Origin of the sequence: Catenulispora yoronensis (assembly GCF_039531695.1) — a bacterium.
GTDB lineage: Bacteria > Actinomycetota > Actinomycetes > Streptomycetales > Catenulisporaceae > Catenulispora > Catenulispora yoronensis.
On the sequence record NZ_BAAAQN010000052.1, the window covers coordinates 14,459 to 31,272 of the forward strand.

Here is a 16,814-nt window from a genome sequence, read left to right on the forward strand (position 1 = left end):
GCTCCGGATCACGGTTCTCCGGATCTCCGGATCTCCGGATCTCCGGATCACGGTTCTCCGGCGCTCCGGCGCTCCGGCTCCGGAGCTCGAAACAGCACACGAAGAAAGAACGCTGCGAAAGGGTGTCATGGACACGCTCAACGCGCACCTCGTGCCCGCGGTGGACGGGGTGGCCTACGGGCTGCTGCTGTTCGTCGCGGCCGCGGGGCTGACGCTGCTGTTCGGGATCGGCGGCGTGCTGAACATCGCCCACGGCACCCTGTTCGCGCTCGGCGGGTACCTGGCCGCCACGGTGTCCGACGGCTCGTGGCCGTCGGCGCTGCTGGGCCTGGTGGTCGCGACGGCCGGCGGCACGGTCGGCGGCGGAGTGCTCGCCGCCGGAACGCTGCCGCTGGCCGGCCGGGGCCATCTGCCCCAGGCCCTGCTGACGTTCGGCTTGGCGCTGGTCGGCGGGGACATCCTGAGCACGGTGTACGGCGGGGACGAGCATCCCGTGGTGGTGCCGGACTCGGTGAACGGCACCGTGCACTTCTTCGGGCACGTATATCCGACCTACCGGCTGATGTTCATCGTGGTGGCCGCGGTGCTGGCCCTGTCCGGGACCTACGTCCTGGGCCGGACCCGCGCCGGGGCGCTGCTGCGGGCCACCGCCGACGACCGGGAGATGGTCGGGGCGATGGGCTACGCGCCGTGGCGCGTGCACGCGGCGCTGTGCGGGGCCGCCGGAGCGCTGGCCGGTTTGGCCGGCGGCCTGGGCGCGCCGATCATCGGACCGGGTCCGGACACCGCCGACAAGGTTCTGATGTTGTCGATGGTGGTGATCGTGCTGGGGCGGCCCGGATCGGTGTCCGGGGCGTTCCTGGCGGCGATCGCGGTGGGCGAGATCGAGACGCTCGGGGTGTCGATCTCGTCGGACTGGGCCCCGTATCTGCTGTTCGGGCTGATGGCGGTGGCGCTGGTCGGGCGGACGTTCCGGGGCTCGGACCTCGGCGTCGGCGCGCCCGGGGAGGCCCAGGCATGACGGCGGCGAGCGAGTCGGTGGCCGCTGTCTTCCGGTCCCGGCCGTGGCTGCGCGCCGCCGGCCCGATCACGGTCCTCAGTGTTCTGCTTCTGCTGGCGCCGTCGACGCTCGACGGCTACGGCATCGGGCTGTTGTCGAAGGCGTTGGCGCTGGGCGTCCTGGCGGTGAGTGTCAGTGTTCTGGCGGGCTACGCCGGACTGCCGACCATGGGCCAGGCCGCGCCGTTCCTGGTCGGCGCCTACACCGCCGGGATCATGGGTCAGCACGGCCACGACCTCGGGGTCGTGCAGCTGCTCTGCGGCACGGCCGCCGCGGCCGGGTTCGCGGCCGTCACGGGTCTGGTGGCGACGCGGACGCGGGGTGTGGCGTTCCTGATGACGACGCTGGCCATCGGCGAGCTGGCGGTCGCCGTGGCCGGCCAGTGGCGGTCGCTGACCGGCGGCACGGACGGGATGTACGGGATCCCGCCGGTCCGGCCGGTGCCCGGGGTGCGGGCGCTGGGTTCCGACAGCGACATCTACTGGTACGTGCTGGCCGCGACGGCGGCCGTCGTCGCGCTGACCTGGCGCGTGCTGGCCTCACCGGTCGGCAAGCTGCTGGTGGCGGCCCGGGACCACGAGGCGCGGATGCGCTCGGCCGGGCATCCGGTGGCGCGGTACCGGTGGCTGGCGTACACGGGTGCCGGGGCCTTGGCGGGCTACGGCGGAGTGTTGATGTGCACGGTCAACCAGTACGTCTCGCCGGCCGACGGCGGCTTCGCCACCTCGGCGCTGGTGCTGTTGGCGGTGGTGCTGGGCGGCGCGACGTCGCCGCTGGGGGCGCTGCTCGGCGCCGGCCTCATCGTGGCGACGCGGGACTGGCTGTCGGGGCCGTTCCCCGGCCACGGTCCGCTGCTGCTCGGGCTGATGTTCATCATCGCGGTCTACGCGCTGCCCGACGGGGTCGCGGGGCTGCGGATCCGGCTGCCCGGCCGGGGAAAGGGCGCGGCATGACGGACCTGGACGGAGCGGGCGCGATCGAAGTCAGCGGCCTGACGAAGGCGTTCGGGGCGACGGTCGCGGTGAGCGATCTGGACCTGGCGTTCGCGGCCGGCGGTCGCCACGCGGTGATCGGTCCCAACGGCGCCGGGAAGACGACGCTGCTCAATCTGATCTCCGGCGAGCTGCGGCCGAGCTCGGGGCGGATCCGTTACGACGGCCGCGACGTCACCCGCACGACGCGTGCGAAGCGGTCCCGGCTGGGGATCGCACGGACTTTTCAGCAGCCGACGGTGTGGAGTTCGCTGTCGGTGGCGGACAACGTGGCCTTGGCGGCGTGGCCGCACGCGGGACTGTCGGGCGTGTGGCGGCGGCGCCGGTACAGAGCGCTGTCGGCGCGGTGCGGGAGCCACTTGGAAACGGTGGGCATCGCCAGGCTCGCCGAGCGGCCGGCCGGAGCGCTGTCGCACGGCGAGCGGCGGATGCTGGACATCGCGATGGCGTTGGCGGCGGATCCGCGCGTGCTGCTGCTCGACGAGCCGGCGGCGGGGCTGACCGAGCACGGGGTGGAGCAGTTGCTGGCGGCGCTGCGGGCGTTGCCGGCGACCGTCACGGTGGTGGTGGTCGAGCACGACTTCGCGTTCGTCTCGGCGATCGCGGACACGGTGACGGTGCTGCACGACGGGCGGTTGCTGGCGACGGGGACTCCGGCGGAGATCACCGCCGATGCCGCGGTGCGGGCTGCGTATCTGGGTGAGAGCGAGTCGGTCTGATGCTGAGCCTGGGGTCACTGACAGCGGGATACGACGGCGGGACTGTGCTGCACGGGATCGACCTGGAGATCCCGGCCGGCTCGATCCACGCGGTGGTCGGGCACAACGGCGCCGGGAAGACGACGTTGATCCAGACCGTGGCCGGACTGGTTCCGGTGTCGGGCGGACGGGTGTCGGTGGGCGGTGTCGACGTGACGCGGCTGGCGGCGCATCGACGGGCCCGGGCGGGGATCGGGTTGGTGCCGCAAGGGCGGCGGGTGTTTCCGGGGTTGACGGTTCAGGAGCATTTGACGTTGGCGTTCGGGCGGGGGCGGGGGTTCGGTCGGCGGGGCGGGTGGGTCGGTGGGGGCGGGCAGTCGGGGCGGGCTCGGGGCGAGGCCGAGGTGTGGACGCCGGAGAGCGTCAAGGAGCTCCTCCCCCGGCTCGGCGAGCGGGCCGGGCATCGCGGACGGCAGCTGTCCGGCGGCGAGCAGCAGATGCTCGCCATCGCGCGGGCGCTGCTGGGGCAGCCGCGATTGCTGTTGCTGGACGAGCCCACGGAAGGGCTGGCGCCGCTCATCGTGCAGGACATCGCGGCGCTTATCAGACGTCTGCCGGAGCACGGACTGACCATCCTGGTGGCGGCTCCGCGCCCGGCGTTCGCGGCCTCGGTGGCGGAGCGGGTGACGATTCTGGTCGCCGGGCGGTCGGCCGGGGAGTTCGGCGGGCGGGAGTTGCGGGAGCGCCCGGAGCTGGCGGCTTCGGCGATGTGGCATGTCGGCGCGGAGGACGCGACGTCAACAATTGGTCACAGTGTGGAGGGGACGCGGTGAAACGTCCGCGAGGTGTGGGTCCCTGGACCTTAGAATCCGCGAGTGAGCGATCCGTTTGAGACAGCAGCGATCCGGCAGCGGGTCCTTGAGGCCTGGGTGGCCTCGCCAGTGCGCTTCCGCGAGGACGCCAACCTGGAGGAGGACCTGGTCCTCGGCGGGTACCGGGACCGGGTGGTCGTCGAGGTGGCCCAGAACGCGGCCGACGCCGCACTGCGGGCCGGCGTGCCGGGCCGGCTGCGGCTGACGCTGGACAAGCAGACCCTGACCGCGGCCAACACCGGGGCGCCGCTGGACGCCGGCGGGGTGGTCGGGCTGTCCACGCTGCGGGCGTCGGCGAAGATCGACGAGGATCTTTCCGGTGGCGGTTCCGGTGGCGGTTCCGGTGGTGCTCCTGGCGGTGGCGGTCCGGACGGTGACGGTCCTGACGGTGACGGTCCTGACGGTGGCGCCCACGCGTTCACCGTCGGCGACGTGCCGGTGGGACGGTTCGGGGTCGGCTTCGCCGCCGTGCTGGCGGTCTGCGACGAGCCGAGCGTGCTGTCGCGCCATGGCGGTGTCCGCTTCTCCAGCACGGAAGCGCTGCGGGAGGTGGAGCACGCGGCGGAGCAGAGCTCCGGGCTGCGGACCCAGCTCCAGCGCCGCGAGGGGCGGATGCCGGTGCTGCGGCTGCCGTTCGGCGCGGACGGCGAGCCGCCGGCCGGGTTCGACACGGCCGTCGTGCTGCCGCTGCGGGACGAGGCGGCCCGGACCCTGGTCCGCGACCTGCTGGCCGGGCTCGACGACGCGCTGCTGCTGGCGCTGCCGGCGCTCAGCGAGATCGTGGTGGACGTCGACGGGGATGTCCGGACCCTGACAGCGGTGCGCGGCGCGGACGGCGTGTGCACGATCACCGACGGCGCGCGGACGTCGGTGTGGCGCACGGTCTCGGCGAGCGGGGCGATCCCGCCGGAGCTGCTGGCGGACCGGCCGGTGGAGGAGCGGGTGCGGCCGCGATGGTCGTTGACGTGGGCGGTGCCGTGCAACGCGGAGGGCGAACCGCGACGCCCGGGGACGGCGGCGGTGTTCCACGGCCCGACGCCGACCGACGAGCCGCTGGGGCTGCCCGCGTTGCTGATCGCGACGCTGCCGCTGGACCCGACGCGGCGGCGGCTGGCGCCGGGGGCGTTGACCGACTACTTGCTGGATCGCGCGGCCGACGCCTACACCGGGCTGGTGCGGGACTGGCCGACGAAGACGCCGGGGTTGCTGCGGCTGGTGCCGGGGCCGATCGCGGACGGGCCGGTGGACGCCGAGCTGCGGCGGAGGATCGTCGGGCAGCTGGCGCGGACGGCGTTTTTGCCCGCCGCGGCGGCTGCGGCGGCTGCCGCTATGGCGGCGGCGGTGGCTGCGGAGCGGGGTGGGAGCGGGGTCGGAAGCGGGGGCGGGAGCGGGAGCGGTGCCGACGGTGCTGCTTTCGAGGAGAGCGCGGGCGCTTTCGGAGGCGCAGGCGCTTCCGGTAGCGCGGGCGCGGCCGAAGGCGGCACCGGCGCCGGTGTGATTCTGGCCCTGCTGACCCCGAAAGACGCCGCAGTCGTCACCCCCAACTCCGAGGACCTGGTCGCCGCACTGGAGGACGTGATCCCCGGGCTGCTTCCGACCGGCTTCGAGCGGGACCAGGCCGCGCTGTCCACGCTCGGCGTGCGCAGCCTCGGGCTGGCCGACGTCATCGAAGCGCTGGCCGGGCTGGAGCGCGAACCGGAGTGGTGGGCCGCGCTCTACGCGGCGTTGGAGACCGTGGCGGGTCACGATCCGCTGGCCTTCGACGCGTTGTCCGCGTTGCCGATCCCGTTGGCCGACGGACGCACCGTGCGCGGCGCGCGCGGCACGCTCCGTCCGGTCGCCGCGCTCAGCACCGAGGCGCTGGTGGCGCTCGCTCCGCTCGGGCTGCGCATCATCCACCCGCATGCGCTGGGCACCGCGACGAAGCTGCTGGACCGGCTCGGGGCGCAGCCCGCGGAGCCGCGCGCGATGCTGGCCGACCCGGCGGTGCTCGACGCGGTCGAGGCCGCCGACGACCCGGTGGTGCTCGGCGACGCCGTCGACCCGCTCGACGTCGCGTCGGCCGTGCTCACCCTGGTGCAGGCGGCGGACCCGCGCCCCGGCGAACGCTTCGGGCTCGGCGCGCTGCTGCTGCCCGACTCCGAGGGCGGACTGTCCCCCGCCGGGGAGCTGACGGTGCCGGGATCGCCGCTGGCCGGGGTGGTGGAGGCGGACGTCTACGGGTTCGTGGACGCCGAGTGGCTCGGGCGCTGGCGGCCGGAGGTGCTGTACGCGGCGGGGGTGGCGTACACCTTCCCGCTGTATCAGGACGCGGATGTGATGCTCGACGCCGACGCGCTCGACGCCGAGGCCGGCGCCAGCCTGGACGACGTCGACGGCTTCGACGACTGGGCCGAGCACGTGGAGGACGTGAGCCCGCCGGAATCCGCGCCGATCGTAGTGGCCGACCTGACGGCGGTGGTGGGGCTGGAGACCGTCCGCGACGACGCGTGGCCGCAGGCGATCGAGCTGCTGGCCCGGACCCCGGCCCTGCGCCAGGCGGTGGTCCGACCGGCACGCCTGGAGCTCGGCGACGGCGGCCGGATGGAAGTCGCCTCGGTGACGGCCTGGTGGCTGGGACAGAACCCGGTACTGGGCGGCCGCTGCCCGGCGGACCTGATCATGGGCGAGGACAGCGCACTGGCCGGACTCTACGACCCGCTGGAAGCCCTCGACCAACCGGCCGCACTGGCCGCACTGGCCGACGACGTCGAGTTCCTGACCGCCATCGGCGTCAAGACGACAGCCCGCGAACTCCTGGCCACCCCGGGCGGCCCCGACGAACTGCTCGACCGCCTCGCGGACCCGACCCGCCCGGTGACCAGATCCCAGCTCACCGACCTCTACTGCACCCTCGCCGAGGTACCGACCGACCACGTGGCACCCCCGGACCGCCTCCGAGCAACCCTCGACGGCGCACTGGTGGTCGCGGACGCGGAGGACGTGGTCGTGGTCGACGCCCCGGACCTGCTCCCCCTCCTCGCCGGACGCCCGTACCTGCCGATCCCCCTACGCTCCGCAATGGCCCTCGCCCACCTCCTCGACCTACGCCTGGCCTCCGACGTGATAGAGGCCGACGTCGACGAACCCGGCGAAGTCCGCGAAGTCCCGGAAGCAGTCAGAGCACTGCTACCCGACGCACCGCCCACCTACGTCGAACACGACGACCTGATCCTGGCCGACGGAACCGAGGTCGACTGGCGCGTGGTCGACGGAACAGTGCACACAACCACCTTCGACGGCCTGGCCCGCGGCCTCGCCTGGGCCGCCGGCCGCTGGGACCAGCGGCACTTGGTGGCGGCGATGCTGGCCGAGCCGGAGCGGACGGCGGATTTGTTGGTGGAGGTGGACTTCGAGTAGGGGTGAGGAGCTGTAAGGGCGGAGCGGAAATGCGGGGGCAGAGCTGTGGGCGGGGCAGCGGCTCGGGCTGGTGATCGGACTTCGGTTCGGGGCTGGTTCGAGCTGCTGCTCGGGTTTCGGCCCTGATCGGCGCTCGGGTTTCGGCTCGAAGGCCGGTCGGTTCGGGGACTGTCTCGGGCCGGCGCCCGGACTTCGGCTCTAATCGGTGCTCGGACTTCGGACCGGGCGCTGGTTCGAGCCGGCGCTCAGTTTTCGGCCTTGGTCGGCGCTCGGGTTTCGGTTCGAGGACTGGCTCGGCTCGAAAGCTGGCTCGGGCCGGTGCTCAGGCTCGGTTCGAGGGCCAGTTTCGAGCCGCTCAGACTTCGACCCTGGTCGGCGCTCAGGCTTCGGTTCGAGGACTGGCTCGGCTCGAAAGCTGGCTCGGGCCGGTGCTCAGGCTCGGTTCGAGGGCCAGTTTCGAGCCGCTCAGACTTCGACCCTGGTCGGCGCTCAGGCTTCGGTTCGAGGACTGGTCGGTTCGGGGACTGTCTCTGGCCAGCCCCTCAGCTCATCAAGCTCCGCACCTCAGCCGCGAACAGCTCCCCCGGGTCGAAGTCCATCCCGTCGAGGTGGCCGGTCAGCTCCAGTGATAGGGCGCCGTGGACTCGTGTCCAGAATGTCAGGGCTTTGTGGAGGGCTGTGGTCGGGATCTGGTCGTCGCCGGCCCAGGCTCGGTGGTGGGCCAGGTGGGCGTCGATTTCGTCGGGGGTGGTGGGCGTGGCGGTGGCGGCGGTCAGGAGGGTTTTCATGATCTCTGAGCTGATCGCGGTGGTGGTTGGGGGTGCGTGGTAGCCGGGGATCGGGGTGCCGTAGATCAGTAGGTAGCGGTGGGGGTCCTCCAGGCCCCAGGTGCGGACGCCGTGTGCCAGGGCGGCGAGGTCGCCTTTCTTGTCGGCGATGTGGTGGAGGGCGTTCGCGAGGCTGCGGTAGGCGTCGGCGATGAGTTCGGTGATGAGTTCGTCGCGGCTGGCGTAGTAGCGATACAGCGCGGGGCCGCTCATGCCCATCTGCTTCGCGATCGCGTTGAGCGACAGCGCTGATGCGCCGGCTGTCGCGATCTGGTTCCAGGCGTGGGCTTTGACCTCGGTGCGGATTTGTTCGCGGTAGCGCTCGCGCGGAGCCTGGGGGGTTGGCTTGGGCATGCCGGGCGCCTTTCACTCGCGGAGGAGCTACACCGTGAAGATTTAGTTAGAAGGTATCACGGGAGGGGTTGACCGGCCGGTGGGGCGGTTATAGCTTCTAACTATCGATAGATGCTGTAGCTATTCGGGAGGTCGTCATGTCCGTGTCCGTTGTTCGCGGTGCCAAGCGCCACGCTGTCGCCGTCGTCGTCATGAGTGCGATGGGGATCGCGACCGCTGTGCCCGCGCGGGCTTCCGTCGACCCGGCCTCCGGCTCAGTCAGTTCCCTGACGTGCCGAGGCCAGGGCGTGGATCCCAACGCCAAGGTCCGCTACAAGACGCAGATCCTGATCCACGCGCCGCTGGAAACCGTGTGGAGGCTCCAGACCGACGTCGAGAACTGGCCGTCCTGGCAGGCGGCGGTCATGTCCGCCGAGCGCCTCGATCACCACGGCAAGGGTGCGCTGCGGGCCGGATCGAGCTTCCGGTGGACGACCCCCGTGCCGGCCACCCCCGTCAGCCCGGCCACGACGCTGACGATCACCTCGACCGTGCAGCAGCTGAAGCACGGCTCCTGCATCCGCTGGACAGGACCGGCGGTCGGCGGCGGCCTGCTGATCAACGGCACCCACGTGTGGAACTTCACGAAGGTGCCCGGCGGGGTGCTGGTCCGCACCGAGGAGACGCACACCGGCCCGCAGGTGGACGCGAACGTGGACATGGCGACGCAGCTGTTGGGCGGCGGGCTGGAGGCGTGGCTGGCGGAGCTGAAGGCCACCGCTGAGGCGCGGACCAGGTGACACGCTGATCCCGACCCGAGACCCTGGGTCAGGATCCTGAGTCGGGATCAGCGCGACCGTTCCACCTGGTTCGCCGGGTAATCAGCGGGACCGTTCCACCTGGTTCGCCGGGTACCGCCGCTCACACACCGCCGCTCACACCGTGATCGGCACCTCGTAAACCTCACTCGCCGGGTGCCCGGCGCGTTCGTGGATCCGCATCACGGCTTCCTTGCTGGGACCCGTGGACAGGCAGAAGACCATGCCCGACTCCGGGTCGAGCCAGGCCTTCTCGAAGTGCACGCCCTCCTCGCCCTCGATGGCGAGGTCGGCCGCGTGCGCTTCCTTCAGCTGGGCGTCGGTGACACCTACGAAGCCCTTGTGGACATCCATGAAGGTCGCCACGGTGACCACCTTCCTTTCGCCGTGGTCGTCCTTTCAAGCATTGTCCCGTTCCCGCGATCTCGCCTGTTCGGTGAAATTCCGGACCGGCAGCCGGCGGTCGAGCCAGGCGACGCAGCGGCGCATCACGTCGAGCTGGTGGGCGCGTTCCCGGATGTCGTGGCCCTCGCGCGGATAGACGACGAGTTCGTGGTCGACTCCGTAGTGGCGGAGGGCCCGGTGCAGGTAGAGCGACTGGCTGAGGGGGACGTCCGCGTCGTCCTCGCCGTGCAGGAGAAGCGCCGGGGTGCGGATGCGGCAGGCGTGGGTGATCGGCGAGTTCGGCGGGCTCGGCGGCCTCGCGGACAGCTCGTTCTCGTCCCAGCCGGAAGCGCCGGCCAGGATACCGTCCCGGGTCCCGAGGTCGCCGCCGGCCACTTGGAGCGGCCAGCTGCTGATGCCGGCGCCGATGATCGCCGCCCGGAAGCGCCGGGTCTGGGTGATGGCCCAGGCGGCGAGGTAGCCGCCGTGGCCCCAGCCCATGACGGCGAGGCGGTCCGGGTCGGCGGTGCCGTCGGCGATCAGGGCGTCGACGCCGGACAGGATGTCGGTCCACTCGACGGTGCCGACCGCGCCGAGCACGGTCTGGGCGAAGGCCCGGCCACGGCCCAGGCTGCCGCGCGGGTTGGGGAGGAAGACGGCGTAGCCGGCGGCTGCGAGCCACTGGGGACAAGGCTGTTCCTGGAACGCGGCGGCGTCGACGTGGCGGGCGTAGGGGCCGCCATGGATCAGAGTGATCAGGGGAAAAGGGCCGGCGGCGCTGGTGGTGTGCGGAGGCAGCACCAGGACGCCTTCGATTTCGAGTCCGTCCGCCGCGCGGTGGACGACGCGTTGCTGAGTGCCCCACACGATCCTGTCGAAGGCATGCTGCATGCGAGTGAGCGGCCGCAAGGGCCCGTTAGCCGGTCCGGCGTGGACCTCGACCGGCTGGGTTCCGCTGCTCGCCAGCGCGGCGATGGTGTCGCCGCGTGCGTTCACCGTCAGCGATTCGAGGTGCCCGGTGCGGGCGATCAGACACCGCAGCGACAGGTTCCCGTCGAGCCGGTAGACCAGGCTGTCCAGCCCTTCGGCGAACAGCGCCAGCAGGTGGGAGCCGTCCGTCTGGACAAGTTCCAGCGGGCAGGCCGCGGTTCCCGGGGTCAGATCGTGGTGACGGCGCGGAAAGCTGCTGCGTTCGTCGGCGTAGAGGCCGGTGGGGACGTCGACGTCGAAGATGCCGTAGCCCACAGGCCGCCCCAAGGGCGCCGCGATGTAGGCGACGTGCCAGCGTCCTGCGACACGCCACCAGGCCGGCGCCATCGCGTCGACGCCGACTGGCCCGAGGTCGAGGGCGGGGACGGGAGCGGGAGCGGGAGCGAGGGCCGGGGCGACGGCCGTGGCGAAGGGTGCCGTGTCAGCAAGACTCACCACGTTCAGCCGACCGGTGAAGACGCCCGGATCCTCCAGCGCGCACTCCCGACTGACTACCGCAATAGCGGCGTCATCAGGACGCACCGCTACGGCGGTCACATGTCGGCGGTCGAACGCCGCGACCGGCGTCCACGACGCGTCGGCGAGATCGAAGATCCACAGGCGATTGCCAGGCACCTGAGTGCCCCAGACGTAGGCGTCGTCGCCCTCCCCCGCGCGCCGCAGCCGGCCGGCGTCCGGTTCGCCGCCGGTGATCAGCGCGAGGCGACGGCCGTCCGCGAACGGCACGAGGGCGACGATGCCGCCCTCGTGCGTCGCGATCGGCTCGGGTGCGGCGACCGCGGCGCCCGAGCCGGGCTGTTCAAGCCGGATACGCAGAAGCCGGCCGTCCGAAAGACAGAACACTGACCGGCCATCGGCGGACCAGCGCAGACCTCCGGTCCTGACCAGTCTTCCAGCCAGCAGCGTCAGCAGTGTCGGCGGCGTCGCGCCGTCGGTCCGCACCGTCCACAGGCCGGTGTGCCGTTCGCCATCCGCCGCCGCCTCGCTCACCAGGTACGCGATCCGCGCACCATCCGGCGAGAGCGCCGCCATCCCGGGGATCGCCCGGTCGACCAGCAGCTCCGCCGCGAGTTCGGGCTCTGATTCGCGCATGACTGATTGGACCACACCTCAGGCCCGGACCGCCCGCACTCGCGTGCGAGACGCCGACCAGGCCCAGCCGCCCATGGCGGCCAGCGCCGGGGCCAGGAACAGCAGCACGGCGACTTCGACCAGGACGCTCAGCAGCGACTGCGGCGACGGATCCCAGCCGTGCTCGGTGAAGCCGAACACGCCGACGGTCCGCGAGGCCAGGAAGCCGCCCAGCGCGCCGGCGGCGGCCCCGGCCGCCGCCAGCCGGATCAGCGGCGGCGGCCCGGCCAGCAGCAGGACCGCGAGCGCGAACGAGGCGCTGGCCTGCACGAGGAACAGGACGCCGACGACGTGGATGTAGCGGTAGTCGGCCACATAGAGCTGGGCGTGGATATAGCCGCTGACGGCCAGCGCGGCGGCAGCCAGGATCCGCAGGATCAGGTCGGTCAGGGTACTGGTTCTCATGCCAGCCTCTGGTCCGTGATGGCCAAGGCCGAAGTACCGGTCTTGTAGGTGACCGAGCGGATGCCCAGCGCCTCCTTCAGATGTCCGGCCGGCAGCACCTGCGGCGTGGGGGCCGGGGCCTTGCCCGGGGCCGGCAGCGGATAGGCGGTGGTGGTCGCCGAGTGGAAGGTGACGTTGCCCTCGGTCTTGCTGAACAGCTGGTGCACGTGGCCGTTGAGGCAGGTCACCGACCCGAACCGCTTGAGCAGGTTCAGCACCTGCAACGCGTCGTCGGTGCTCCAGCCCCACGCCGGATACATGGCGAACAGCGGGATGTGGCTGAACACGACGATCGGGGTGTCCGAGCTCAGGCCCGCGACGTCCTTGCGGACGAAGTCGATCTGGTCGTTGCCCAGGTGGCCGAGCTTCTCCAGACTCAGGGTGTTGACCAGCGCGATGAAGTGCACGCCGTGGGTGTCGAAGGAGTACCAGCCGTCGCCGGAGGTGTTGGCGCCGAAGGCCTGGCGGTAGCCCTTGCCGCTGTCGCCGACCGAGTCGTGCTCGCCGGGGACGGTGAACACCCGGCCGGTGCGCAGGCCGCCGAGCATCTGCCGCACCTGGTCGAACTGCGCCGGGGTGGAGGTGTGCGTCAGGTCGCCGGTGTGCATGACGAAGTCCGGCCGGAAACCCAGGGCATTGACTTGGTCGATGGCGCCGTCGAAGGAGGCGGTGACGTCGGTGTTGGCCGGGCCGGCGAAGCCGATGTGGCTGTCGGAGATCTGCACGAAGCGCAGCGCGTTGGCGTCCGCGGCGGCCGCGGCGGCGGCCGAGCTGTCCTTGTCGTGCGCGACGTGGCTGATCACCTCGCCGCCGGCGACGGTGAGGACGACGGCCGAGCCGAACCAGCCGGCGTGGCGGAGCAGCTGGCGGCGGCTCATGCCGTCGGGGTCGGACGGGTTGGCGGGTGGGTTGGCGGACGGGGTGCCGGATGGAGAGCCGGAAGGAGAGTCGGACGGAATCTCGGGTGGAGTGTCGGGGGTGAAGTCGGTCATGGCGTCACCGTCACGGTCGCGGTCATGAAGGGATGGATCGTGCAGAGGTAGGCGTAGGTGCCCGGCGTCGTGAACGTGTAGGAGAAGCTCTCGCCGTCGGCCAGCGCCTTGGACTGCAACGGGCCACCGGAACCCTGGCTGGTCACGGTGTGGGCGTCGGAGTCCTTGTTCGTCCAGGTCACCGTGGTCCCGACCTTCACCGTCAACGCGGCCGGGGCGAACGCGAAGCCGGCGATGTTCACCGTGTTCCCGGTCGCCGGAGCCGCGGGAGCGGCGGACCCGCCGCTGGTCGCGGACATCGTCATACCGGCCATCGACGAACTGTCGGACGTCCCGGCCGCCGGCGCGGTACCGGTCGCCCCGGGCGCCCCGGCCAGCGACTGCCCGCTGCCGGGCTGGATCCCGGTGGACGCACTGCCCGCGGCCGGGTGGGACGAACTGCCGCACGCGGCCGTCAGCAGCAAGGTGGCGAGCGCCACCGCGCCGAGGCCCGACCCTCGCAGCCGCCCGGGCGGGCCGGGGATTCGGCTGACTCTCGGATTCATAAGATTCGACTCCTGTTTTCCACTGTCCGACCACGACCGGGCCGGGGAGCAAGCGCCGGCCGGTGCGGGATGCGCGCACCGGCCGGCGCCCTGTGGAGGAATAGCTGGAGGGGTTACAGGGGGCTGGTTCGGGGTGTCGGAAGTCGGTGTCGGAGGCCGGTGTCGGAGGCCAGTTTCGGAAGCCGGGCGCGGAGACTGGTGCCTGAGACCGGTGTCGGAAGCCGGGCGCGGCGGCCGCGATTGAGCCGTTCGCCCTCGCCGTTCGTTTCGGTCCGACGACATGACCCGATCCGGCGTAACCCGGATCGCTATCTGTCTGTGAGTCCGGACCCGCCGGCTCCCTCAGACGTCCCTGCGAGGTCGATCACGGATGGCCCTTTTCGCCGTGCCCGCGGATCCGGGAGACGCGGCGCCGCCGGGCAAGGCCGCGCCGCACCGCCAGGCCGGAGCACCACAGCCCAGAGCGCCGCAGTCCTTACCGACGGCCGCTTATCCGGGCTGGGAAGCGATCTACGCCGACAACGTCGAGCGCATCTACCGGCTCATGTACTCCAAGGTCGGCAACCGCCCCGACGCGGAGGACCTGACCTCGCAGGTGTTCCTGACCGCGCTGGGGCCGATGCGCACCACGGCCAGCGTCGGCGAGGTCCGCTCCTATTTGCTGGCCACGGCGCGCACCGTGCTGGCCTCGCATTGGCGGGCCACCCTGGGGCATCAGGTCACGGTGATCGACGTCGACGCCTTCGACCTGGAAGACTTCAGCGAGACCGGTGGTGAGGAGCGCAGCGGCCGGAACACCGCGCGGCTCGGGGCGATCCTGTCCGCGCTGCCGGAACGGCAGCGGGCCATCCTGACCCTGCGCTTCCTGCGCGGCTATTCGATCAAGGCGGCCGCCGCCGAGCTCGGGGTGACGGTGGCCAACGCCAAGGTGCTGCAACACCGTGCCCTGCGACGTGCCGCGGGACTCGACAAGGAAGGGGAAGCGTCATGAAGCGCCCGATCGACCGTTACGTGGACAGCCTGCTGCGCCGGCGCCGCCCCAAGGACTTCGCACCGACCGAGGACGACCTGGCCATCGCGCGCGCCGCGATCGACCTGGCGGCCGCGGTGCCGGACGCACAGCGCCCGCGCGAGACGTTCGTCGAGGACCTGCGGCGGCGCCTGGCCGAGCAGCACGACGACCCGCGCCCGGCGGCCGAGGTCGCCGTCCCGGCCGCCTACCGCCCCCGGGGCCGCCGCCGGTTTCTCGCGGCGACGGCGCTCACTGCGACCAGCGTCGCCGCGGCGGTCGCGGTGGACCGCGCGGTCATCGGTCCGGCGTCGGCGGCGGGGATGGCCGAGGGCGAACTGAGCGTGGACAGCGGCCGCTGGCAGAGCGTCATGGCCGCCGCGGACCTGCCGGAGGGGGCGACGCTGCCGTTCGACCTCGGCGCGGTCACGGGGTTCCTGCGCCGGACGTCCGGACGGGTGCAGGCGGTTTCGGGGATCTGCACGCACCAGGGCTGCCGCCTGCGCCTGGATCCGCCGCGCGAGCAGCTCGCGTGCCCCTGCCACGGGGCGACGTTCACGTTGGCCGGGGCGCCGCTGACGCGTCCGCACGGCAGCCATCCGTTACCGGCGCTGCCTCGGCTGCCGGTGCGCATCGACGGCGAGCAGATCCAGGTGTACGCGCCGATGGCGGGTCAGGAGCCGTCGACGTCGGAGAGTGGGCCGGCTCCGAGTGCGTGATGATGATCCCTTCGGTGCTTCGGAACTTCTGAGTTTCAGAGCTTCAGAGCGGCAAATCGGCGGGGAGGCGGCGGAACTCGCCGCGCCAGCGGTGTTCGCCGGGGCGGCCCGGGAACTCGGCCTTTTCGAGGGTGACCAGGGTCAGGTCGCCGTCGGCGAAGGATTCGACCTCGGCGCGGGTGAGGGGCCAGGGCGGTGTGTCGGTGGTGGGGGTGTCGGTGTCGCTGTCGCTGTCGTCGTTGTCCTCGATGGCGTAGACGACGAACAACGTGCCGTCCGGGGCGACGAAGTCGCTGATGGCGCTGATGGCCCGGTCCCGCAAGGACCGGGGCAGGGCCTGGACGGTGAAGATCTCGACCACCAGATCAAAGCTCTGTGACCAGTCGGCGGGCGGTTCGAACAGGTCGGCGTGCTGGTAGTGGACCTTGGTGCCCGGAAAGCGTTGCTCGGCGATGCGTACGGCCGTCGCCGACGCGTCGAAGGCAGTCGTGTCGAATCCGAGTTCTGCGACGAACTCGGCGTCGGCGCCGAGGCCGCAGCCGACGACGAGAGCGGTGCGGCCGGCGCCGGAGACGTTGTTCTGCGTAGCCCATTGGACGAGCAGCGCGTGCGCCTCGCGACGACTCCAGGGCAGCTCCACGCTTCCTTCCGCGCCGGCGTTATAGAGCGTCTCGAACCAGCCTGCTGAGTCACCGGCGGCGGAGGCGGCTGTGAAGATGCGCTCGGCCTCGGCCTCCCAGCCGCCGGAAGTGTGGTTCAGGATCGCCGGGACGGCCACATCCCAGGTCTGGGGCGGGAGGTCGTGGCCGGTGCGGGGCAGGATCACCAGCTGCGAGCCGGGATAGTGCTGCTGGGTGGCGAGCGCGTGGGCGGGCGGGAAGACCGGGTCCAGGTCGCCGTGCAGGATCAGGACCGGGACGTCCACCGTGCGTCCGGCGGCGCGGTCGGGCACGCTGAGGTCGATGGCGAAGTGGTTGGTCAGGCAGGCCGCGATGTCGGCGGTGCGGGTCAGGTCCTGCTCGGCGATGGCGCGCACGGCCGCTTCGGCCGCTTCGTCGAAGTACGGCGACTCGCCGGCGTAGACGCGCATCAGGCCAATGATGAAGTCGACGACGTCGGCGGGGTCGGACGGATTCGGGCGCCGGGTGCTCGTGTACTCGATGAACTCCCGCGCCATCCCGGGCAGACCGGCTCCGCCGGTGGTGGTGCTGACCAGTGTGAGGGAGTCCACGCGGTCGGGGTGCAGGAGCGCGGCCAGCGTGACGATGCCGCCGGCCATCGATCGGCCGATCAGGTGGGCGCGCTCGACGCCGAGGGCGTCCAGGATCCCGATCGCGTCGTCGGCCAGGTCGGCGAGCGAGTAGCCCGGACGGCCCACCGGGAAGGTCGTGGAGCGTCCGGTGTCGCGGTTGTCGAAGCGGATGACGTGGCGGCGTCCGGCGGCCAGGCGTTCGCACAGCTCACGAGGCCACCACAGCATCGAGGCGGAGGCGCCGTGCACCAGCAGGATCGTCGGGTGCGCCGGGTCGCCGAACTGCTCGACGCACAGGTCGACGCCGTTTGCCCGGACCATTTCCTCGTTCGTGGTGCTCGGCATGTCA

15 protein-coding genes are annotated in these 16,814 nt (G+C 71.8%); 8 read left to right on the forward strand and 7 right to left on the reverse strand.

Going from position 1 to position 16,814, the window contains the following annotated elements; genetic code table 11:
* Positions 1–127: 127 nt before the first annotated feature.
* Genes ABD481_RS33465 through ABD481_RS33485 form a run of 5 tightly spaced genes read left to right on the forward strand, consistent with a single transcriptional unit; the run spans position 128 to position 7,021 of the window.
* Positions 128–1,021 carry a branched-chain amino acid ABC transporter permease gene (locus ABD481_RS33465; RefSeq protein WP_344669835.1) on the forward strand — a complete coding sequence of 298 codons (894 nt, stop codon included), beginning with the start codon at positions 128–130 and terminating at the stop codon, positions 1,019–1,021.
* Positions 1,018–2,013, forward strand: a complete 996-nt coding sequence (locus ABD481_RS33470; protein WP_344669836.1) for a branched-chain amino acid ABC transporter permease — start codon at positions 1,018–1,020, stop codon at positions 2,011–2,013. Before ABD481_RS33465 ends, ABD481_RS33470 begins: the two co-directional genes overlap by 4 nt.
* Complete coding sequence (locus ABD481_RS33475; RefSeq protein WP_344669837.1) at positions 2,010–2,771, forward strand: ABC transporter ATP-binding protein; 762 nt, start codon at positions 2,010–2,012, stop codon at positions 2,769–2,771. Before ABD481_RS33470 ends, ABD481_RS33475 begins: the two co-directional genes overlap by 4 nt.
* A complete protein-coding gene (locus ABD481_RS33480; RefSeq protein ID WP_344669838.1) occupies positions 2,771–3,583 on the forward strand; it encodes an ABC transporter ATP-binding protein in 813 nt (270 codons plus the stop codon). Before ABD481_RS33475 ends, ABD481_RS33480 begins: the two co-directional genes overlap by 1 nt.
* Positions 3,584–3,625: 42 nt before the next feature.
* Positions 3,626–7,021, forward strand: a complete 3,396-nt coding sequence (locus ABD481_RS33485) for a molecular chaperone Hsp90 (protein ID WP_344669839.1) — start codon at positions 3,626–3,628, stop codon at positions 7,019–7,021.
* Between the two features lie 542 nt (positions 7,022–7,563).
* Here ABD481_RS33485 and ABD481_RS33490 read toward each other — a convergent pair.
* Positions 7,564–8,202 carry a TetR/AcrR family transcriptional regulator gene (locus tag ABD481_RS33490; protein ID WP_344669840.1) on the reverse strand — a complete coding sequence of 213 codons (639 nt, stop codon included), beginning with the start codon at positions 8,200–8,202 and terminating at the stop codon, positions 7,564–7,566.
* A 137-nt stretch (positions 8,203–8,339) separates the two neighbouring features.
* Between ABD481_RS33490 and ABD481_RS33495 the strand changes: the two genes are divergently transcribed.
* Positions 8,340–8,981: an SRPBCC family protein gene (locus tag ABD481_RS33495; protein WP_344669841.1), complete on the forward strand. Its 642-nt coding sequence runs from the start codon at positions 8,340–8,342 to the stop codon at positions 8,979–8,981.
* A gap of 135 nt (positions 8,982–9,116) precedes the next feature.
* On the opposite strand, the gene ABD481_RS33500 is transcribed toward ABD481_RS33495, so the two are convergent.
* From ABD481_RS33500 to ABD481_RS33520, 5 genes are all read right to left on the reverse strand, one after another.
* Positions 9,117–9,365, reverse strand: coding sequence for an SCO4226 family nickel-binding protein (locus ABD481_RS33500; protein ID WP_344669842.1), 249 nt, complete (start codon positions 9,363–9,365; stop codon positions 9,117–9,119).
* A gap of 33 nt (positions 9,366–9,398) precedes the next feature.
* Entirely contained in the window at positions 9,399–11,465 is a 2,067-nt protein-coding gene (locus ABD481_RS33505; RefSeq protein ID WP_344669843.1) for a S9 family peptidase, read from the reverse strand.
* Between the two features lie 18 nt (positions 11,466–11,483).
* Positions 11,484–11,909 carry a hypothetical protein gene (locus ABD481_RS33510; protein ID WP_344669844.1) on the reverse strand — a complete coding sequence of 142 codons (426 nt, stop codon included), beginning with the start codon at positions 11,907–11,909 and terminating at the stop codon, positions 11,484–11,486.
* Positions 11,906–12,826 carry a metallophosphoesterase family protein gene (locus ABD481_RS33515; protein ID WP_344669885.1) on the reverse strand — a complete coding sequence of 307 codons (921 nt, stop codon included), beginning with the start codon at positions 12,824–12,826 and terminating at the stop codon, positions 11,906–11,908. Before ABD481_RS33515 ends, ABD481_RS33510 begins: the two co-directional genes overlap by 4 nt.
* Positions 12,827–12,936: 110 nt before the next feature.
* A complete protein-coding gene (locus ABD481_RS33520; RefSeq protein WP_344669845.1) occupies positions 12,937–13,485 on the reverse strand; it encodes a cupredoxin domain-containing protein in 549 nt (182 codons plus the stop codon).
* 370 nt (positions 13,486–13,855) lie between these two features.
* Between ABD481_RS33520 and ABD481_RS33525 the strand changes: the two genes are divergently transcribed.
* Both ABD481_RS33525 and ABD481_RS33530 read left to right on the forward strand, forming a co-directional pair.
* Entirely contained in the window at positions 13,856–14,476 is a 621-nt protein-coding gene (locus ABD481_RS33525; protein ID WP_344669846.1) for a sigma-70 family RNA polymerase sigma factor, read from the forward strand.
* Complete coding sequence (locus ABD481_RS33530) at positions 14,473–15,213, forward strand: Rieske (2Fe-2S) protein (RefSeq protein ID WP_344669847.1); 741 nt, start codon at positions 14,473–14,475, stop codon at positions 15,211–15,213. The genes ABD481_RS33525 and ABD481_RS33530 overlap by 4 nt, the downstream gene beginning before the upstream one ends.
* A gap of 43 nt (positions 15,214–15,256) precedes the next feature.
* Here ABD481_RS33530 and ABD481_RS33535 read toward each other — a convergent pair whose 3' ends face one another.
* Positions 15,257–16,810, reverse strand: coding sequence for an alpha/beta fold hydrolase (locus tag ABD481_RS33535; protein ID WP_344669848.1), 1,554 nt, complete (start codon positions 16,808–16,810; stop codon positions 15,257–15,259).
* Between the last annotated feature and the right edge of the window lie 4 nt (positions 16,811–16,814).